This window comes from Devosia neptuniae, assembly GCF_025452235.1.
In the GTDB taxonomy this organism is placed as follows: Bacteria; Pseudomonadota; Alphaproteobacteria; order Rhizobiales; family Devosiaceae; genus Devosia.
The window spans coordinates 3339408-3358504 of sequence record NZ_CP104965.1; the positions used below are offsets into that span (position 1 = coordinate 3339408).

Below are 19097 nucleotides of genomic sequence, written 5' to 3' on the forward strand. Positions count from 1 at the left end.
TGCCGCATGACACCGGCACGGCTAGACCAGATTCCTATGACGGTTTCCGGGTTGAGTGTCTGTTTCGATATGCGTCAAAAATCCATCGCCGTCATCATTGTCGCTGCTGGCCAGGGTGAGCGCGCGAGCGCCGGTGGAGCCCCCGATCCCAAGCAATACCGCAATGTTGCGGGCGTTCCGGTGCTGCAGCGGACCATCCAGGCATTTCTCGACCATCCGGCCATCGGCCAGATTCTCCCCGTTGTCCACGCAGGCCATGCAGAGCGCTACGCCGCCCTTGGCCTCAGCGACAACCGCCTCTTGGCGCCGGTACTCGGGGGCGGTACGCGGCAAGCCTCGGTGCTGGAAGGCATCAAGGCCCTGGCGCCGCTGCGGCCAGATCTGGTGCTGATTCAGGATGCAGCGCGACCCTTTGCGACCACCGACCTGATTGGCGACGTCATTGCGGTACTGGACCAATATGATGGCGCCCTGCCCGCTCTTGGTGTCACCGACACCATAAAGCGCTCGCTGGACGGCCGCCTGGTCGTTGCCACCGAGGACCGCAACCAGCTTCATGCCGCCCAAACGCCGCAGGGTTTCCGCTTCGGGCAGATTTTTTCCGCGCATATGCGCGCTTCCACCATTCGCCGCCAATTCACCGACGACGCAGAAATCGCCGAATGGGCGGGGCTCAAGGTCGCCATGGTGATGGGCGATCCCAACAACATCAAGATTACGCATCCCCAAGATTTCGAGCGGGCCGAGCGGATCGTTTCAGGAGATTTCGCTATGGAAACCCGTGTCGGCACCGGCTTTGACGTTCATCCATTCGAGGCCGGCGATGCCGTATGGCTGGGCGGCGTGCGCATTCCCTATAGGGCCAAGCTCAAGGGCCATTCAGATGCGGATGTGGCGCTGCATGCGCTGACCGACGCTATTCTGGGCGCAATCGGCGAAGGCGATATCGGCGTGCACTTCCCGCCGGCCGATATGCAGTGGAAAGGCGCGGCCTCCACTATCTTCCTCAAGCACGCTGGCGATCTCGTGACCGGGTTGGGTGGGCGCATCGTCAATCTTGACGTGACAATTGTCTGCGAAGGACCCAGGATCGCGCAACATGTGCCGGCAATGCAGGCGGTGATTGCCGAAACACTGGGAATTGCGACCAACAGGATCGCGATCAAGGCGACAACGAGTGAAAAGCTCGGCTTTACCGGGCGGGAGGAAGGTATCGTGGCCATGGCGAGTGCGAGTGTAGAAGTGCCGAGGGGGGATTGATGGCAGCCACGGCAGCGCGCGATCCCGGCAAGGAAGTCATCGATTTCCTCACCCAGGCCGGCAAGACTATCGTTACCGCAGAGAGTTGCACCGGCGGCATGATTGCCGCGGCGTTGACCGACGTTCCGGGCTCATCGGCCGCCTTTTATGGCGGTTACATCACCTACGCCAATTCCGCCAAGTCGCGCATGATCCAGGTCCCTGCCCGGCTCATCCATGATTACGGCGCAGTGTCCAACCAGGTGGCCCGAGCCATGGCGGACGGCGCGCGCAATACGGCGCGGGTCGATTTTGCGGTATCCGTGACCGGCATTGCCGGGCCCGATGGCGGCACCGAGAAGAAGCCGGTGGGCCTGGTTTATGTGGCGGTGTCGTCGGAGCTGGCCACGGTGGTGATCGAACACCGCTTCGGCGATATCGGTCGTGATGCCGTGCGCCGGGCCACTGTGGAAGCGGCGTTCGAGCTGATCCTGCAGGTGCTCAATAGCGACGACGACTAAAACTTAGTCGCCGATCAGCACAAAGGCATTTCCGTCCGGCGCCTGCATGACGGCCACATGACCTTGCTCGATGGGAAAGGGCTCTGCCAGCCACCGAACGCCTGGGCTCTGGCGCAATTGCTCATAAGCGCGGCGAACGTCGGCAACCCGTATTTCGACCTCAATCATCCGCCGATCAGGATGCGTGCTGAGTACAAGTTGCGAACTGGTCTTGTCGGGGAAATCCAGCCCGACCAAAGTCCAGGGCCTGCCGTCGTCAAGCAAGCGGTCGAGCCGCCAAGCCTCGGTCATGCCCATATCGCCAAGGAACGTCAGGGATGCCTCGATGTCGTCCGTATGCAAACAAACGCAATCGAGCCGTTCGAACATCGCTAATCCCCGTAGCGGCTGTCCGCCTCATCGGCGAAGGCGCGCATGATTTCGTCCTGCTTGGCGGCGAAAGCCGGCTCGGCCACAGCGGCGATCAGCGGGTTGGAAATCTTGAAGTCGATTTCGAAGCGTACGCGCGTGCCCATGCCCTCCGGCTCGAAGCTCCACACGCTATCGAGATAGGCAAAGGGGCCGTCCACCGCCTTGGCACGGATGGTCAGCGCTTCAGGATCGACAGTCACCCGGCTGGTATAGGCCTGGGTGATCGGGCCGAAGAACAGAGTCATCTTGGCCAGCCTTATATCGGCCGCGCCGGCGGCGGGGTCCTTGCGGACCTCCATCGCCTTGCAATTGGGGATGAAGCGCGGATAGTCCGACAGGTCGGCGACGATGTCGAACATGCGCTTGGGCAGATGCGGCACATGCCGTTCGAAAAAGCGTTTCATCAGTGGCCGAGCTTTGCCATCCGGGCTGCCTTGAGCTTGGCGAAGTCTTCGCCAGCGTGGTGGGACGAGCGGGTCAAGGGGCTGGACGAGACCAGGGAGAAGCCCTTGGCGGTCGCAACGGTGGCGTAGGACTTGAATTCGTCGGGCGTGACGAAGCGCTGCAGCGGATAGTGCTTCTTGGTCGGCTGCAGATATTGCCCGATGGTCAGGAAATCCACATCGGCCGAACGCAGATCGTCCATCAGCTGGAGCACTTCATTCCGCTCTTCGCCGAGGCCGACCATGATGCCAGACTTGGTGAACATGGTGGGGTCGAGTTCCTTGACCTTTTGCAGCAGGCGGATCGAGTGGAAGTAACGCGCGCCGGGCCGCACCTTGAGATATTTGGACGGCACGGTTTCAAGGTTGTGGTTGAACACGTCCGGCTTGGCCGCCACGACGATTTCGAGGGCCCCTTCCTTGCGCAGGAAGTCAGGCGTCAGGATTTCGATCGTGGTGCGTGGATTATGCGCGCGAATGGCCAGGATCACGTCGGCAAAATGCTGCGCGCCGCCATCGGCCAGGTCGTCGCGATCCACCGAGGTGATGACGACATGCTCAAGGCCCAGCTTCTGCACGGCGAGGGCGACCTTTTCCGGCTCACTCGCGTCGAGCGGGCCGGGCATGCCGGTGCGCACATTGCAGAACGCGCAGGCGCGGGTGCAGATTTCGCCCATGATCATCATGGTCGCGTGCTTTTTGGACCAGCATTCCCCGATATTGGGGCAGCCGGCTTCTTCGCACACCGTCACCAGCCCATGCTCGCGCACGATCTGCTGGGTTTCCTTGTAGACCGGAGAACCGGGCGCTTTCACGCGGATCCAGTCCGGCTTGCGCAGCACGACGCTGTCGGGCCGGTTGGCCTTTTCCGGGTGGCGCGGTTTGAGCGCCGAATTATCAATGAGCGTAACCAATTTTGGTCCTGACTGGGCAGAGCGTGCCCGTTATATCGCTCCCAAAGGCTGCCGGTTCAACCCGGTCTTTATGATGGGCTGCCCCTACTTGGCGACAACCCGCGCCACGATGATGACGACGATGGCGCCAATCGTTGCGGTAATGATCTGGCTCACCAGCACATTGCCGATGGGCAGTGAAATATTGGCCACCGACAGCAGCCAGCCCCCGACAAAGGCGCCAATGACGCCCACGATCAGGTTGCGCAACAGCCCACCGCCGCCGAGCAGCAGTCCGGCCAGCCAGCCGGCGACCAGGCCGATGGCCAGAAATATCAGTAGTTCCTGCATTCCGACGCTCATTGCATGATCTCCGCTATGTCGACCCATTCGCCGCCCCGGGCGGCTGAAGTGATAGTGGCCTGCACCAAGGCAAGCGAATGCAGATTGTCCTCGCCCGAGCTGAACCGGGCAGGAACCGAGCCGGACTCGATCACCTTGGCAATTGCCGCCAAAGTGCCGGTACGGTCGGTGAATTCGACGGGCGCCAGCGGAACGGCAACGGCTTCCTTGTCGCGCTCGCGCAGGCTCAGCCGGTCCGGGCCGGCCTTGCCCATGAAGTGATCGCGCGAGGACCAGATGATCTCGCCTTCCGAGCAATCCATGGTCCATTCGCCCGCCCATGGCGTCACCGGGCCGCTGCTCATCCAGCTGCCCCGATAGGAAACGATAGTACCCTTCTCGAATTCCAGCGTCGCCACGCCGATCGGGTGGTGACCGAAGGGGCTGGCCGCCGGGTTCCAGGTGCGGCAGGAGACGCGCTTGGGCTCGTCCGATAGCACCATGCGCATCAGGTCGAAATGGTGGATCGACATATCGGCCAGCAGCGGATCGGGCATATCCCAATAGCGGTAGCCCTGGCTTGGCGCGTGGCGGCGGAAATCGATGGAGACCAGGTTCACCGGCCCGAATTTCTGCGCGCCGATCAGCTCGGCTGCGGCAATCGGCGCCGGCTGGAAGCGATAATTCTGGCTGACCATCAGCACCCGGCCATTGGCCTTGGCGAGATCCACCAGTTCCTTGGCTTGCGCAATGGTCGAGGCGAAGGGCTTTTCGACCAGCACATTGAAGCCCAGCTCCAGGCACCGCTTGACCACCGGATAATGTGCCTCGGTGCGCAGCGTGCAGATGGCAAGGTCGGCTTCGACACCCTTGGCCGCCTCATCAAGGCTCAGGAAACAGCGCTTCTCCTCGATGCCGAGCTCACTCTGCACGCGCTTGACCGCGTCCGGATTGGAATCGACATAGCCCACCATGTGAATGCTGGGAACTTTGGGGATAACTTCCTTGGTCCAGCTGAATCCCCAGTGTCCGAGGCCGACTTGGATGGCTTTGACCATGTGGATAACTCCTTCAATTCCGTTGCTGTTGCGTCCCACCCTGCACGCGTAGCAGGGCGAGGTCGTGGCAACGGCGGTGAGCAGTTGCGCGCTAGATGTTCAGCGCGCGACCATAGGCGTCCAGAACGCTTTCCTTCATCGTCTCGCTCAGGGTCGGGTGCGGGAAGATGGTGTGGATCAGTTCTTCCTCGGTCGTCTCCAGGTTCATCGCGATGACGAAGCCCTGGATCAGTTCGGTGACTTCGGCACCAATCATGTGCGCACCCAGAAGTTCCCCGGTCTTGGCGTCGAAAATGGTTTTGACCAGCCCATCGGGCTCGCCCAGGGCAATGGCCTTGCCGTTGCCGACGAAGGGGAAGCGACCAACCTTGATCTCGCGACCCAATTCCTTGGCCTTGGCTTCGGTCAGCCCGACGCTGGCCACCTGCGGCTCGCAATAAGTGCAGCCCGGCACCTTGAGTTTATCGAGGCCATGGACCTTCAGGCCCGCAATCTTTTCGACGGTGATAACCGCCTCATGCTCGGCTTTGTGCGCCAGCATCGGCGGGCCGGCGACGTCGCCAATGGCCCAGATGCCGTCTACATTGGTCTTGCCGTAGCCATCGATGACAATGGCGCCGCGCTCGGTCTTGACCCCGACGGTCTCAAGCCCCAGCCCTTCGATATTGCACTGCACGCCGACAGCCGAGATCAGCTTGTCGCCCGCGATCTGCTGCTTCTCACCGGATTTCAGCTCGACATGGGCGACTACGCCGTCCTTGGTCTTTTCGACCTTGGCGACCTTGGCATCGGTCAGGATCTTGATGCCGCGTTTTTCCAGCCGCTTGCGAGCAAGGCCCGAAATCTCGGCATCTTCCACCGGCATGATCTGCGGCAGCAGCTCGATAATGGTCACTTCGGCGCCCATCGAGCGGTAGAAGGAGGCAAATTCGACGCCGATGGCGCCCGACCCCATCACCACCAGCGATTTGGGCATGGCGGCTGGTTTCATCGCCTCGAAATAGGTCCAGATCTTGTCGCCATCCGGCTCGATGCCGGGCAGCACGCGCGGGCGGGCGCCGGTGGCGATGATAATATTTTTTGCCTTGTACGTGCCCTCACCCAGCGCATTCTTGGGCACTGGCCCCTGCGGCTGCACGATGGCCTTCTTGGTCGGGGCGACCTTGACTTCGCCGGGCTTGGTGATGACCGCTTCGCCCCAGATGATGTCGACCTTGTTCTTCTTCATGAGGAACTGGACGCCATTGTTCATCTGCGCGGCAATGGCGCGCGAACGCTTCACCACGCCATCGATATCGACACCGAATTTCTCGACCGTCAGGCCGTAATCCTTGGCGTGGCTCATATGGCCGTAGATTTCGGCCGAACGCAGCAGCGCCTTGGTGGGGATGCAGCCCCAGTTCGAGCAGATGCCAGCCATATGCTCGCGCTCGATAATGCCCACCTTCATGCCGAGTTGCGCACCGCGAATGGCGGCAACATAGCCGCCCGGACCGGCACCGATGACGAGAAGATCGTATTGGTCAGCCATTTTGGCCTCCAGAGTTTGGCCTAGAGGCCGAGCATGGATTTGACGACAGGCACGAGCCCGACGCCGATGGCGCGGGTATTGGCCGCATCGAGATGAACGCCGTCAGCCGGGTCGGCCTTGGCCACCGTGGACGCGTCGAAGAAGCCGGTATTCCACTCCTGCGCACGGCGCGCATAGTGCGCGGCAAACTGGCTCGATTGCTCGAGCCCGTGTTGCAGCCCGCCGAAATGGCCGAGCATGTCGGCATTGTCGCTGTCGCAGATCAGCGGCGGCGCAACGAGGATAATCTGGGGCGCAGTTTCGCCCTTGCCGGCCGCCTGTCCCCGAATGATCTGCACCAGCCGGCGCAGGCCAAACGACGCCTCAAGCGCCGAACCGCACACGGCGGGCTTCAGATCATTAGTGCCCAGCATGATGATGACCAGATCAAGCGGCGAATGGCTGTCGAGCAGGGTCGGCAGGATGCGCGCCCCATTGCGATCGGCAGCGGCATACCAGTCATCCGATGCCGTCGTGCGACCGCCAAGCCCCTCAGCAATCACCCGCGCCTTGCCGCCCAGGCCCTGTTCGAGCACACTCGGCCAGCGATCTACATAGGCATGCCGCGGCCCATTGGGCTGTGGATTGGCGCCGTAGGTGAGGCTGTCGCCATAGGCGAGGATGGTTTTCATTGTCCAACGGCCGCCCGAATCTTGGCAATACGCTCAGTGAATGGCAGCGGACCTGGAACCACGCCTCCTGCCCGTAAGGAGAAAACATTGCCCGGTACGGAATCCACGAAGGCGTTAATTGCACCCGGGATAGACATGCAACCGCCTGGGCTACCGTCAAACTGCAAGCAGAGCAAAGAAACACCATCAACGTACCATCGCCCCGCTAGCACTTCAGTCTGGCGTGGCCGCCACGCCAAAACCTGGCCGTTGTCAGAAAAATAGGCAACAAACCGAGTCATCGGTATGACCTTTCTGGCGAAACCGTAGCTGTCCGGCAACCGCTCGATGAGCAGCGTGTGGCCAGCAAAAGCAGCTCTTACTTCCTCGGGGGCTGCTTCCAATACGGTGGTGCCGCGCGCCCCAACTATTTCCAAAGCAATCGCTGAAACGGTTGGCAGACAAAAGCTGAATAGGACAGCAGCCAACTTAATCAAACGCATCAATGCCCCCTAGGCCAGCATCATCACGGGATTTTCGATCAGGCCCTTGAACACGCCCAGCACTTCGGCGCCCAGCGCGCCATCGACGGCACGGTGATCGCAGGAGAGCGTGACGGTCATGAACTGGCCGATCTTTATCTGCCCGTTTTCGGGATAGACGCGTTCCTCACCAACGCCGACCGCCAGGATCGTGCCATGCGGCGGATTGATCACCGCGGCAAATTCCTTGATGCCGAACATGCCAAGGTTGGACACCGATGAAGCGCCGCCCTGATATTCATGCGGGGCCAGCTTCTTGTTGCGGGCGCGACCGGCCAGATCCTTGACCTCTTCGGAGATTTCGCGAAGCGTCTTGGTGTCGCAGGATTTGACCACGGGCGTGAACAGCCCGCCGGGCACCGACACGGCAACCGCCACGTCGCTGCGCTTGTGGTAAAGGATCGAGTCTCCGGCCCAGGTCGCATTGGCCGCCGGCACGCGCTGCAGGGCAACGGCCCAGGCCTTCATCACGAAGTCATTGACCGAGAGCTTGAAGGCCGGCTTGCCCTCCTTGCTCTTGGGCGCAGAGGCGTTGATCTGCTCGCGAGCCGCCAGGAGCGCATCGATCTTGCAATCGAGCGTCAGGTAGAAATGCGGCACCGTCTGCTTGGATTCGGTGAGGCGAGCCGCCACAACCTTACGCATGCCATCGTTTGGCACCAGCTCGTAGCTGCCTTCTTCGTAAAGCGCGATGACCTGGTTCTTGCTCATGCCGGTCGCAGGAGCCGCACCGGCCGACGCCGTCGCTGCAGCGGGCTTGGTTGCACCCTTGCCCGACTTGGCGGCCTCGACGTCCGACTTGACGACACGGCCCTTGGGACCGGAGCCGGCAATAGCCGACACATCGATGCCAGCTTCCTTGGCCAGGCGCCGGGCGAGTGGCGAAGCAAACACTTTGCCGCCTTCAGCCTTGGCTGGGGCACTGGAGCCTGAATTGGCAACCGGCGCCGGATCGGCCTTGGCGGTCGGCGCCGTCTGTGTTGCAGCGTCCGCGCGCATCACCGTGCCGGCATCGGCTTTTGGAGCATCAGCCTTGGTCGCTTCCGCCTTCGGGGCCTCGGCGGGCTTGCTGCCCCCCGCCCCAATGGCGCTGGCGTCTTCGCCTTCCTGCAGCAACACGGCGATAACCGCGTTGACCTTCACATTGTCGGTACCCTCGGCAACCATGATCTTGCCGATCTTACCCTCGTCAACGGCCTCGACTTCCATCGTGGCCTTGTCGGTTTCGATTTCGGCGATCACGTCACCGGAGGAGACGCTGTCGCCCTCCTTGACGTGCCATTTGGCAAGCTTGCCCTCTTCCATCGTGGGAGAGAGCGCCGGCATGGTGATTTCAATCGGCATCTCGTCTCTCCTTACGAGCGGTACGTCACGGCATTGACCGCCGCGATGACTTCATCGACGTTCGGCAGCGCCAGCTTTTCGAGGTTGGCCGCATAGGGCATTGGAACATCCTTGCCGGTCACGCGCATGACCGGGGCGTCGAGATAATCGAAGGCCTGTTCCATGACGCGGGCCGAAATCTCGGCGCCGATGCCCCCCTGCGGCCAGCCCTCTTCCACGGTCACGAGGCGGCCGGTCTTTTTGACCGACGCGATCACGGTGTCGCTGTCGAGCGGGCGCAGCGTGCGCAGATCGATCAGTTCGACATCGACGCCCGCCGCAACCAGCTTTTCGGTGGCCTGGGTGGCGTAGCGCATGCCCATCGAGAACGAAACGATGGTCACATCAGCACCCTTGCGGGCAATGCGAGCCTTGCCGATCGGCAGCACGAAATCATCGACCTTGGGGACCAGGCCCGTCGAGCCGTAAAGGATTTCGTTTTCGAGGAAAACGACCGGGTTGGGCGAACGAATGGCGGCCTTGAGCAGGCCCTTGGCGTCGGCGGCGCTATAGGGCGCGATGACGGTGAGGCCGGGAACGTGACTGTACCAGGCCGAATAGTCCTGGCTGTGCTGGGCGCCAACGCGCGAGGCAACGCCGTTCGGGCCGCGGAACACCATGGGCGCGGTAACCTGGCCGCCCGACATATAGAGCTGCTTGGCGGCCGAGTTGATGATCTGGTCGATTGCCTGCATGGCAAAGTTCCAGGTCATGAATTCGACGATCGGCTTGAGACCGGCAAAGGCCGCGCCCACGGCGAGACCGGCAAAGCCGTGTTCGGTGATCGGGGTATCGATGATGCGCTCGGGGCCAAATTCCTGCAGCAGGTTCTGCGTGATCTTGTAGGCGCCCTGATATTCGGCGACTTCCTCGCCCATCACGAAGACGTCCTTGTCGCGGCGCAATTCTTCAGCCATGGCCTCGTTCAGCGCCTGGCGCACGGTCATCTCGACCATCTCGACGCCTTCCGGCAGATCGGGATCGCTCTGGGCTTCAAACTTTGGCGCAGCCGGAACCGTGGCAGCAGCGGGTGCAGCCTCGGTCGCCTTTTCAGCAGGAACCACGGGCGCCTCAGCCGGCTCCGGCGCGGTCTGCGCGGCAGGCGCCGCATCGGCGGTTTCGCCTTCGGCCAGGATCAGCGCGATGGGCGTATTGACCTTCACCGCGTCCGTGCCTTCGGCGATCAGCAATTCCTTGACCACGCCTTCATCGACCGACTCGACTTCCATCGTTGCCTTGTCGGTTTCGATTTCGGCCAGCACGTCGCCGGATTTGACACTGTCGCCGACCTTGACCAGCCACTTGGACAGTTTGCCCTCTTCCATGGTGGGCGACAGCGCAGGCATCAGAATTTGGGGCATTTAACTCTCCAGCGAGGGGGCGCCGGGCATCGCGGCCACGCGGCGGGCAGGAATTTCAGGATTGGATTGGATAAAGGCAGTGGTGCTCTCTGCCGGCGCAGGGCGATTGGCGGACCAACCGCTCAGCACCAGGCCAAGCACCAGAAAGATCAGGAAGGCGATGACGGCGCGCTTGTAGATCGCCAGGGGCCCAGCCGCTTGCGGGCCGGCCTTGGCGTCGAGCTTGCTGAACTTCCACCAGCCGAGCGGAAAGAACGAGCCGATCTGCTCGCTGGCGGGCGCCAGGCGAGTGATTGCCATGGCCTGGACGACAGCCACGACCGCCGACAGGATGGCAAACAGCACGATGACGCCGAGCAGGATACTCACGCCGGCCTCCCGCCACGATCGATAACGGACGCCGCGAGGAATTGGGCTACACCCTCCTCCACGCGCCTGGCCAGCGCCTTGGGCAAGGGTTCGTAGCCATTGGCCATCAGCACTGTCAGCTCGCGATAGCGAAGCTGCAGATAGATCAGTGCGCGCAGCGCCAGCGGCCAGCTGTCGAGGTCTCGCGTATAGGAACGGACATCGGCCCGGTCATCACCGAGATAGCTGCGTGCGAAAATCGTCTGCTCGTCCGCCGCAAAGACATAGTCGAGAAAGTTGTAGTGATACTCGATGTCCCCGTTGGGGCGCGTGCCCACGTCCAGCCCATGGGTAATGGACACGGGTACGCCGTTGATACTCTCGACAATGTCGACAGGGCCGGTCATCAGACGCTGATGGTGATGTCGGTCCAGAGCTCGGATGCATCCGGCTCGGGATCGTTGGTCGCAAAATCGGCGGCTTCGGTAACGATGGCGCGGATTTCGCTTTCCGTTGCCTTGAGCGATTCTTCGGTTGCGTAACCCTCGGCCAGCAGCCGCGCCTTGATCTGCTCGATCGGATCGCGTTCCTGGCGGTACTTGGTCACTTCGTCCTTGGTGCGATACTTCGCCGGGTCGGACATGGAATGGCCGCGATAGCGATAGGTCAGCATTTCGAGGATGAACGGCCCCTTGCCGGAGCGGGCATGCTCGATGGCGCGCTTGGCGGCATCATAGACCATGCGCACGTCCATGCCGTCGACCTGCTCGCCCGGAATGTCGAACGAAGCGCCGCGCTTGGAGAAATCGGTGGTTGCCGACGAGCGCTCGATCGAGGTGCCCATGGCGTATTTGTTGTTCTCGATGATGAACACGACCGGCAGGTTCCAGAGCTTGGCCATGTTGAAGCTCTCATAGACCTGGCCCTGGTTGGCCGCGCCGTCGCCGAAATAGGCAATGGAGACCGAACCGTCGCCCTTATACTTGGCTGCAAAGCCCAAGCCCGTGCCCAGCGACGCCTGCGCGCCGACAATGCCGTTGCCGCCATAGAAGCGATGCTCGTTGGAGAACATGTGCATCGAGCCGCCCTTGCCGCGCGACAGGCCGCCCTGACGCCCGGTCAGCTCAGCCATGACGCCCTTGGGGTCGAGCCCCATGACCAGCATGTGGCCGTGGTCGCGGTAGCCGGTGATCTGGGCGTCCTTGCCCTTTTCGCTGGCCATGGTGATGCCGGTAACAACAGCTTCCTGGCCGATATAAAGGTGGCAGAAGCCGCCGATCAGGCCCATGCCATACATCTGGCCGGCCTTTTCCTCGAAGCGACGGATCAGCAGCATCTCGCGATAGGCTTCGAGCTCCTGTTCCTTGGTCAGCTGAGGTATGTTGGATTGCGTCTTGGCCTTGGTGGCCACAGCCTTACGCGCCATAGGGAACGCTCCGCATCGGAATGGATTTGCCGCAGGGCCCGAATTGGCCACACAACGCCATCATAGTGCAAGCGATTGGCGGAAAGCAATGCCCATGCGGTAGATCAGATCAATGCTAGAGGATTGAATCCGCTGATATAATTGCGTTTAACTGGTCTTTGGCTAATTCATCGAATTTACCGGAAAGCGGTTTACCGCTCACCGGATCAACCATGACGATAATGTCATTCGCATTGGCCATGTTCAGCAGCGCCCGCGCCCGCTCGGTGACGATGTCGGGATCAAGCTTGCGGCTATCCATCAGCGTCGAGCGGTGCCGGAACGCATCGATTTCCGCCTGTAGCGCCGCAGAGCGCGCCTTGAGCACATCGATATCAGCCAGTATCTGGCCCCGATTGTCGATGCCGAACTGCCCGCTGATCGCCGAATAGGCCAGATAGCCCTGAAACCCGAGCAAAGCCACAGTCATTGCCAATGGACGCCAAATGGCCGGACGTTTGAGACGGGTGGGCATGGGCAAACCGAATACTGAACGCGGCCAGTATGGCTGGCAATGCCTTAACGCGGGGTTGCGAAGCAGTGCGTTAGCCGACAGCTACGGTGCACCCAGCTTGGAGTGTGGTGCCACCACGGTCGGCGCCACCCCTCTCCTCAAAGCGCCACGTAGTCGATCTCCAGAAACCGCGCCACTTCCGGCACCCAGCGGTCCCGCACGAACGCAACATGCTCCGGATGCTCATTATAGCCGGTGTACGCAGCCTGATCGGCAAATTCCATCGAGAAGCCGAAGGCATAATCGTTCTTCGGACTGACCTGCCGCAACTGCTCGAACTTCTCGACGCCCGGAATGTCTGCCAGCACCTTGGCATCGCGGAGGAAGGCGCCCTCCTCCGCCGATCCAGCCTGATGCTTGAGCGTGAAGACGACCGTATGCCGGATCATGCTTCGGTCCCGATCGCTTCATTGGCAGCGATGGCCGCCATGTTGACGATGCCACGGCTGGTGGTGGACGGCGCCAGGATGTGGGCCGGCGAACGCGGCCCCATCAGGATCGGGCCGACCGAGAGCGCATTGTTCATTTCCTTGAGCAAGGTCATGGACAGGTTAGCCGCATCGAGGTTCGGGAAGATCAGCAGATTGGCTTCGCCGGTCAGGACCGTGTCCGGCACATAGCGCTCGCGCAATTCCTGGTTGAGCGCCAGATCGCCCTGCATTTCGCCTTCGACGATCAGGTCCGGAGCGACTGCCTTGAGCTTGTTGTAGGCCTCGCGCATCTTGTAGGCGCTGTCGCCGTCGCGCGAACCGAAGTTCGAATAGCTCAGCAGCGCCGCGCGGGCTTCGATATTGAAACGCTTGAGGTGGTCGCGGGCCTGCAGGGTGATGCGTACGATCTCGTCGGCGGTCGGGTCCTGGTGGACATAGGTATCGGCCAGGAAAAACGCGCCGCGCGGCATGATCAGCATGGAGAGCGCCGACACGTCATTGAGCCCGTCCTGCAGGCCGATGACCGAGCGGATATCGCGCACATGCTTGATAAAGCGCCCCTGCAGGCCACAGATCAGAGCATCGGCCTCGCCGCGCTTGACGGCCAGGGCGCCGATCACGGTCGTATTGGTGCGCACCATCTGGCGGGCGGTATCGGGTGTCACGCCGTCGCGGCCGACCAGCGAATGGAACAGCGCGACGTAGTCGCGATAACGCGGATCGTCCTCGGGATTGATAATCTCGAAATCGGTGCCGGGCTTGAGGTTGAGGCCGAAGCGCTCGATACGTGCCTCGATCACCGCCGGGCGGCCGATCAGGATGGGCCGCGCAATGCGTTCCTCGAGCAGCACCTGGGTGGCCCGCAGCACGCGTTCGTCTTCGCCATCGGCAAAGGCGAGGCGCTTGTTCTGCCCCTGGGCCCGGTCGATGATCGGCTTCATCACGAGCCCGGAGCGGAACACGAAGCGGTTGAGGCTATCGAGATAGGCCTTCCAGTCGGTGATCGGCTTCTTGGCCACGCCCGAATCCATCGCCGCGCGGGCGACGGCCGGCGCGATGCGCAGAATCAGCCGCTGATCGAACGGATTGGGAATGATGTGCTCGGGGCCATAGACGGCCGGCGTCCCCGAAGGCGAGGATTCCAGCCCCGGCTCATGCGCCAGCTTGGCGATGGCGCGCACCGCGGCCAGCTTCATTTCCTCATTGATCGTGGTGGCGCCGACATCGAGCGCACCGCGGAAAATGAACGGGAAGCACAGCACATTGTTGACCTGGTTCGGATAGTCCGAACGGCCGGTGCAGACCATGGCGTCGGGCCGGGTCTCCTTGGCCAATTCCGGCATGATTTCCGGGTTCGGGTTGGCCAAAGCCAGAATCAGCGGCTTGGGCGCCATCTTGGTCAGCATTTCGGGCTTGAGCGCCCCGGCCGCCGACAGGCCCAGGAACACATCGGCGCCGTCGATCACTTCGGCGAGGCTCGTCGCCTCGCTGGTGCGGCGGAACTGACCGCGCCACTTGTCATTGACGTCGTTGCGCTTGTGGGTGACCAGGCCATCCTTGTCGGCGACCCAGATATTCTCGTATTTTGCGCCGAGCGCGACCAGCACATTGAGGCAGGCAATAGCCGCGGCCCCTGCCCCGGACGTGCAGATTTTGACGTCTTCGATCTTCTTGCCGGCCAGTTCGAGTCCATTCAGCACCGCAGCACCGACAATGATAGCGGTGCCATGCTGATCGTCATGGAACACCGGAATCGGCATGCGCTCGCGCAGCGTTTCCTCGATTTCAAAGCAATCGGGCGCGCGGATATCTTCCAGATTAATGCCACCAAAGGTCGGCCACAGCGGCGCCACGGCATCGATGAATTTCTTGGGGTCGATCTCGTCGATTTCGAGATCGAACACGTCGATGCCGGCGAATTTCTTGAACAGAACCGCCTTGCCTTCCATCACCGGCTTGGATGCCAGCGCGCCAATATTGCCCAGGCCCAGAACGGCGGTGCCGTTGGAAATCACCGCGACCAGGTTCTGGCGAGAGGTATAGCGCGCCACGCTGTCGGGGTTTTCGGCGATTTCCTCGCAGGGCGCCGCAACGCCGGGAGAATAGGCCAGCGCCAGATCGCGCTGATTGCCCAGCGGCTTGGTCGGCTGGATTTCCAGCTTGCCCGGCTTGGGGAATTCATGGAAATGCAGGGCCGCTTCGCGAAGGGCTTTCCGCTGCTCGTTGATGTCGGTGGACACGAGGTATTCTCCTGGCGATCCGGCGGGGACCATCGGACAATGGATTGCCGGCACGCGTACGTGCCATCAATCCGGCAGGATGAAAAGACCTAATGTCCGAAGGGGACTTGCCTTCTAGGCAGCGCTGGCGACACTGGCCTCGCCGCGCCGCCGGGTAGGATGGGTCGCCTGCAGCGCCAGGGCCAGTTCCTTGAATGCCCCGACCTTGAGTGCCGGTGCAAAAATGAAACCCTGGGCATGCAACACGCCCCGCGCCCGCAGGTAGAGCGCCTGCGCTTCGGTCTCGACGCCCTCGGCCACGATCTCGCAATTGAGGTCCTTGGCCATGGCGATCAGCCCGTCCAGCACCGGCACCTGGGTCGTCTCCGGCTTGACCATATCGACAAACACCCGGTCGATCTTGATCACATCCACGCCAAGCGTGGCGAGATAGGCCAGGTTGGAGTGTCCGGTGCCCGCATCGTCCATGGCCAGCTTGGCGCCCAGCGCATGCAGCCCGGCAATCACACTGATCGCCACAGTCGAATTGGCCAGCGGGCGACGCTCCGTAATCTCGAACACCAGCTGCCGATAGGCGATCGGCGAGCCCCCGAAAATAGCCTGCACATCCTCGATAATGCTGCCATCGCGGAAATGCCCCTCGAACAGGTTGATCGACACCTTGAGGTCGGGCATCTGCCGGCACAATTCGCCCAGGTCGAACTTGACCTGCTGCATCAGCGACAGCGTCATCGGGATGGCGAGGCCCGTGACTTCGGCATAGTCGATGAACGCCCCGGGCGGCACCACTTCGCCATTGCGCTTTTCCCAGCGGCACAGCACTTCGCAGCCGACCAACTCGCCCGTTCGCAGGTTGATGACGGGCTGGTAATAGGGCTTGATCTGGCCACGGGCGATGGCGCGTTCCAGATCGAAAGCCGGCACGCGCGAGCGGCGAACATAATGCAGCGCCATCAGCAGAAATCCCGCGCTCATCAGGCAGGCCAGAACAGTGAAGCTCATATCGAGATCGGCGTAACCTGCGCGCACCACGGCGAACGGTACGGCGGCCTCGATCTTGAGCGGCAATTCCCCGGCAAAACTCTGCGCCGAAACGAATTCGGTAGCCCCCTGCCCGTCAAACGCCGTCGCGTCGCCCAGCGTGAACACCGAGGTGCCATTGGTCAGCACCACGCGCAGCATGCCGGCAGCGGGAATGGTTTGGGCCAGCCCCGCCTGGCTCTGGCCGACCAGCGGCACAAAGGCGGAAACCCGCCGCGTCGTGCCGAATACCTGCGTGATCTTGAGCGCGGGCATCGCCATCTGCCCCAGCTTCACCACGGTGATTGTCTCGGTATGCCCGGGGATCGGCAGGCTTTGCGACAGCGGCGAATAGGAAATCGTACGGCCAAAGGCGTCGCAATATTGGACACCGTCGGCATTCTCGACCAGCACCTGCTTGAGGTTGAGGCTGGATTCGATCTCGTTCTGCACATTGGCGACAAAGGTCGGCGTACAGAGCGAGGGGCTGGCCGCCAATATCCGCCGCAGCGAGGCCACAGCGTCCATCGCGCCAATTTCAATTTGTGAACTAACCAGGCTAGCGGATTGTTGAATAACGGCTTTTTCGCGAACCCGCACATAGGCGTCGAGCAGATAATCCACCGCCAGGATGGGCACAAACGCCAAAATGGCGCCCAACAGCATCAGGATGTGGGAATACCGCGACTGCACAAAACGAATCCGGGAAAATAGTTTCTCGCCGCCCTAGCGGTAACAACAGGCGTTTAACGCATCATTAACGCTGATTAACCGCCGGAAACGAAAAGGGCGGACACCGTCAGGTGCCCGCCCGCAATGGGTCTGCCGGCAGAGCCTATTTGTCCTGCACGTTCAGGCGGATGCTGAGCTCGCGCAATTGCTTGGCCGAAGCCGGGCTGGGCGCGTTCATCAGCAGGTCTTCGGCCTGCTGGTTCATCGGGAAGGCCGTGATCTCGCGCAGGTTCTGCACGCCGCAGATCAGCATGACGATGCGATCGACGCCGAAGGCTGCGCCGCCGTGTGGCGGAGCGCCATACTGGAAGGCGCGGTAGAGGCCGCCGAACTGCTCTTCGACCTCGTCGCGGCTCTTGCCGGTCAGCTCGAACGCCTTGACCATGGTCTCGGGCAGCTGGTTACGGATCGAGCCAGAGGCGATTTCGTAGCCGTTGCAGACCGCATCATACTGATAGGCTTTGATGGTCAGCGGGTCCTGGCTGTTGAGCGCCTCGATCCCGCCCTGCGGCATGGAGAAGGGGTTATGCGCGAAGTCCACGCGCTTTTCCTCTTCGTCCCATTCGTAAAACGGGAAATCGACGATCCAGCACAGGGCAAACTGCTCGGTATCGACAATGCCGATATCGGTTGCAGCCTTGGTGCGGGCCTCACCGGCAAACTTGTAGAACTTGGCCGGGCGGCCGCAGACAAAGAACACGGCGTCGCCATCGGCAAGGCCAAGCTGGGCCTTGATGGCGGCTGTGCGTTCTTCACCAATATTCTTGGCGATCGGGCCAGAGCCCTGCCCGTCCTTGAAGAAGATATAGCCAAGGCCCGGCTGGCCCTCGCCCTGCGCCCAGGCATTCATGCGGTCGCAGAATGCCCGGCCAATCGGCTCGGCGCCGGGCTTGTTCTTGGCCGGAATGGCCCACACTTCGACCTTGTCGTCAGCCTCGATTTGGCCGGCAAACACCTTGAAGCCGGAGCCGGCGAAATGCTCGGTCACGGCCTGCATTTCGATGGGGTTGCGCAGATCGGGCTTGTCCGAGCCATATTTGCGGATTGCCGTGTCATAGGGAATGCGCGGCCAATCCTTGGTCACGCGCTTGCCATCGGCAAATTCCTCGAAAATGCCGGTGATGACCGGGGTCATCGTGTTCCACACGTCTTCCTGCGTCACAAAGCTCATTTCCAGGTCAAGCTGGTAGAACTCGCCCGGCAGGCGGTCGGCACGCGGATCTTCGTCGCGGAAACAGGGCGCGATCTGGAAATAGCGGTCAAAGCCCGCCACCATCAGCAGCTGCTTGTACTGCTGGGGCGCCTGCGGCAGCGCAAAGAACTTGCCGGGATGGATGCGACTGGGCACGAGGAAGTCGCGTGCGCCTTCAGGTGACGACGCAGTGAGAATCGGCGTCGAATATTCGGCAAAGCCAGCCGTCGCCATTTCGCGGCGCATCGCAGCGATCACCTTGGTGCGCTTGACGATGTTGGCATGCAGCTTCTCGCGGCGCAGATCGACGAAGCGATACTTCAGCCGCACGTCCTCGGGATATTCCTGATCGCCGAACACCGGCAATGGCAATTCCTTGGCCGCCGAGAGCACTTCGATCTCGCGCACATAGATTTCGACCGCGCCGGTGGGCAGGTTCGGATTCACGGCTGCCGCGTCGCGCAGCTTCACTTCTCCGTCAATGCGCAGCACCCATTCGGCCCGGATTTTCTCGGCAGCGGCGAAGGCCGGAGAATCAGGGTCGATCACGGCCTGGGTCAGGCCATAATGGTCGCGCAGATCGATGAAGAGCAGGCCGCCATGGTCACGGATACGATGCACCCAGCCGCTGAGGCGGACGGTCTGGCCTGCGTCCTGGGCCGTCAGGGCCCCGCAGGTGTGCGAGCGGTAGCGATGTGTTGTCATGTCGGAACTCGGTAAAAGGCCGGAATCTTGGGCCGGAAAAGCGCATGGGTCGCCATGCTTGTCAAGTTTGGCTGGC

General features: G+C 61.9%; 20 protein-coding genes. 2 read left to right on the forward strand and 18 right to left on the reverse strand.

Annotated elements, in window-relative coordinates; translation table 11 throughout:
* Positions 1 to 69: 69 nt before the first annotated feature.
* Positions 70 to 1260: a bifunctional 2-C-methyl-D-erythritol 4-phosphate cytidylyltransferase/2-C-methyl-D-erythritol 2,4-cyclodiphosphate synthase gene (locus N8A98_RS19180; protein ID WP_262167727.1), complete on the forward strand. Its 1191-nt coding sequence runs from the start codon at positions 70 to 72 to the stop codon at positions 1258 to 1260.
* On the forward strand, positions 1260 to 1760 hold the full coding sequence (locus N8A98_RS19185) for a CinA family protein (protein ID WP_113120463.1): 501 nt from the start codon (positions 1260 to 1262) through the stop codon (positions 1758 to 1760). Before N8A98_RS19180 ends, N8A98_RS19185 begins: the two co-directional genes overlap by 1 nt.
* A 3-nt stretch (positions 1761 to 1763) precedes the next feature.
* Here the strand turns inward: N8A98_RS19185 and N8A98_RS19190 are convergent, their stop codons facing one another.
* The 18 genes from N8A98_RS19190 to aspS form a co-directional block, all read right to left on the reverse strand.
* Positions 1764 to 2129, reverse strand: a complete 366-nt coding sequence (locus N8A98_RS19190; RefSeq protein ID WP_262167730.1) for a VOC family protein — start codon at positions 2127 to 2129, stop codon at positions 1764 to 1766.
* Between the two features lie 2 nt (positions 2130 to 2131).
* Complete coding sequence (locus tag N8A98_RS19195; protein ID WP_262167732.1) at positions 2132 to 2575, reverse strand: type II toxin-antitoxin system RatA family toxin; 444 nt, start codon at positions 2573 to 2575, stop codon at positions 2132 to 2134.
* The gene (gene lipA, locus N8A98_RS19200) at positions 2575 to 3528 is read right to left on the reverse strand and encodes a lipoyl synthase (protein WP_262167734.1); all 954 of its coding nucleotides are present in this window, start codon (positions 3526 to 3528) and stop codon (positions 2575 to 2577) included. Before lipA ends, N8A98_RS19195 begins: the two co-directional genes overlap by 1 nt.
* A gap of 84 nt (positions 3529 to 3612) precedes the next feature.
* Entirely contained in the window at positions 3613 to 3870 is a 258-nt protein-coding gene (locus N8A98_RS19205) for a GlsB/YeaQ/YmgE family stress response membrane protein (protein ID WP_262167736.1), read from the reverse strand.
* Positions 3867 to 4907: a Gfo/Idh/MocA family protein gene (locus N8A98_RS19210; protein WP_262167738.1), complete on the reverse strand. Its 1041-nt coding sequence runs from the start codon at positions 4905 to 4907 to the stop codon at positions 3867 to 3869. Before N8A98_RS19210 ends, N8A98_RS19205 begins: the two co-directional genes overlap by 4 nt.
* Before the next feature lie 91 nt (positions 4908 to 4998).
* Entirely contained in the window at positions 4999 to 6438 is a 1440-nt protein-coding gene (lpdA, locus tag N8A98_RS19215; protein WP_262167740.1) for a dihydrolipoyl dehydrogenase, read from the reverse strand.
* A 20-nt stretch (positions 6439 to 6458) separates the two neighbouring features.
* The gene (locus tag N8A98_RS19220) at positions 6459 to 7109 is read right to left on the reverse strand and encodes an SGNH/GDSL hydrolase family protein (protein WP_262167742.1); all 651 of its coding nucleotides are present in this window, start codon (positions 7107 to 7109) and stop codon (positions 6459 to 6461) included.
* Entirely contained in the window at positions 7106 to 7591 is a 486-nt protein-coding gene (locus N8A98_RS19225) for a hypothetical protein (RefSeq protein ID WP_262167744.1), read from the reverse strand. Before N8A98_RS19225 ends, N8A98_RS19220 begins: the two co-directional genes overlap by 4 nt.
* A gap of 9 nt (positions 7592 to 7600) precedes the next feature.
* The gene (locus N8A98_RS19230; RefSeq protein ID WP_262167746.1) at positions 7601 to 8974 is read right to left on the reverse strand and encodes a pyruvate dehydrogenase complex dihydrolipoamide acetyltransferase; all 1374 of its coding nucleotides are present in this window, start codon (positions 8972 to 8974) and stop codon (positions 7601 to 7603) included.
* Between the two features lie 11 nt (positions 8975 to 8985).
* Positions 8986 to 10374: a pyruvate dehydrogenase complex E1 component subunit beta gene (locus N8A98_RS19235; protein ID WP_262167748.1), complete on the reverse strand. Its 1389-nt coding sequence runs from the start codon at positions 10372 to 10374 to the stop codon at positions 8986 to 8988.
* On the reverse strand, positions 10375 to 10743 hold the full coding sequence (locus N8A98_RS19240) for a hypothetical protein (RefSeq protein ID WP_262167750.1): 369 nt from the start codon (positions 10741 to 10743) through the stop codon (positions 10375 to 10377).
* Positions 10740 to 11129: a hypothetical protein gene (locus N8A98_RS19245; protein ID WP_262167752.1), complete on the reverse strand. Its 390-nt coding sequence runs from the start codon at positions 11127 to 11129 to the stop codon at positions 10740 to 10742. The genes N8A98_RS19240 and N8A98_RS19245 overlap by 4 nt, the downstream gene beginning before the upstream one ends.
* Positions 11129 to 12148, reverse strand: a complete 1020-nt coding sequence (pdhA, locus tag N8A98_RS19250) for a pyruvate dehydrogenase (acetyl-transferring) E1 component subunit alpha (protein WP_262167754.1) — start codon at positions 12146 to 12148, stop codon at positions 11129 to 11131. Before pdhA ends, N8A98_RS19245 begins: the two co-directional genes overlap by 1 nt.
* 115 nt (positions 12149 to 12263) lie before the next feature.
* Positions 12264 to 12617, reverse strand: coding sequence for an FtsB family cell division protein (locus N8A98_RS19255; RefSeq protein WP_262167756.1), 354 nt, complete (start codon positions 12615 to 12617; stop codon positions 12264 to 12266).
* A 182-nt stretch (positions 12618 to 12799) separates the two neighbouring features.
* Positions 12800 to 13090, reverse strand: coding sequence for a Dabb family protein (locus N8A98_RS19260; protein ID WP_262167758.1), 291 nt, complete (start codon positions 13088 to 13090; stop codon positions 12800 to 12802).
* On the reverse strand, positions 13087 to 15405 hold the full coding sequence (locus tag N8A98_RS19265; RefSeq protein WP_390888785.1) for an NADP-dependent malic enzyme: 2319 nt from the start codon (positions 15403 to 15405) through the stop codon (positions 13087 to 13089). Before N8A98_RS19265 ends, N8A98_RS19260 begins: the two co-directional genes overlap by 4 nt.
* Positions 15406 to 15486: 81 nt before the next feature.
* Positions 15487 to 17085, reverse strand: coding sequence for an EAL domain-containing protein (locus tag N8A98_RS19270; protein ID WP_262167759.1), 1599 nt, complete (start codon positions 17083 to 17085; stop codon positions 15487 to 15489).
* Between the two features lie 142 nt (positions 17086 to 17227).
* Positions 17228 to 19021: an aspartate--tRNA ligase gene (gene aspS / locus N8A98_RS19275; protein ID WP_113120446.1), complete on the reverse strand. Its 1794-nt coding sequence runs from the start codon at positions 19019 to 19021 to the stop codon at positions 17228 to 17230.
* Positions 19022 to 19097: the final 76 nt, after the last annotated feature.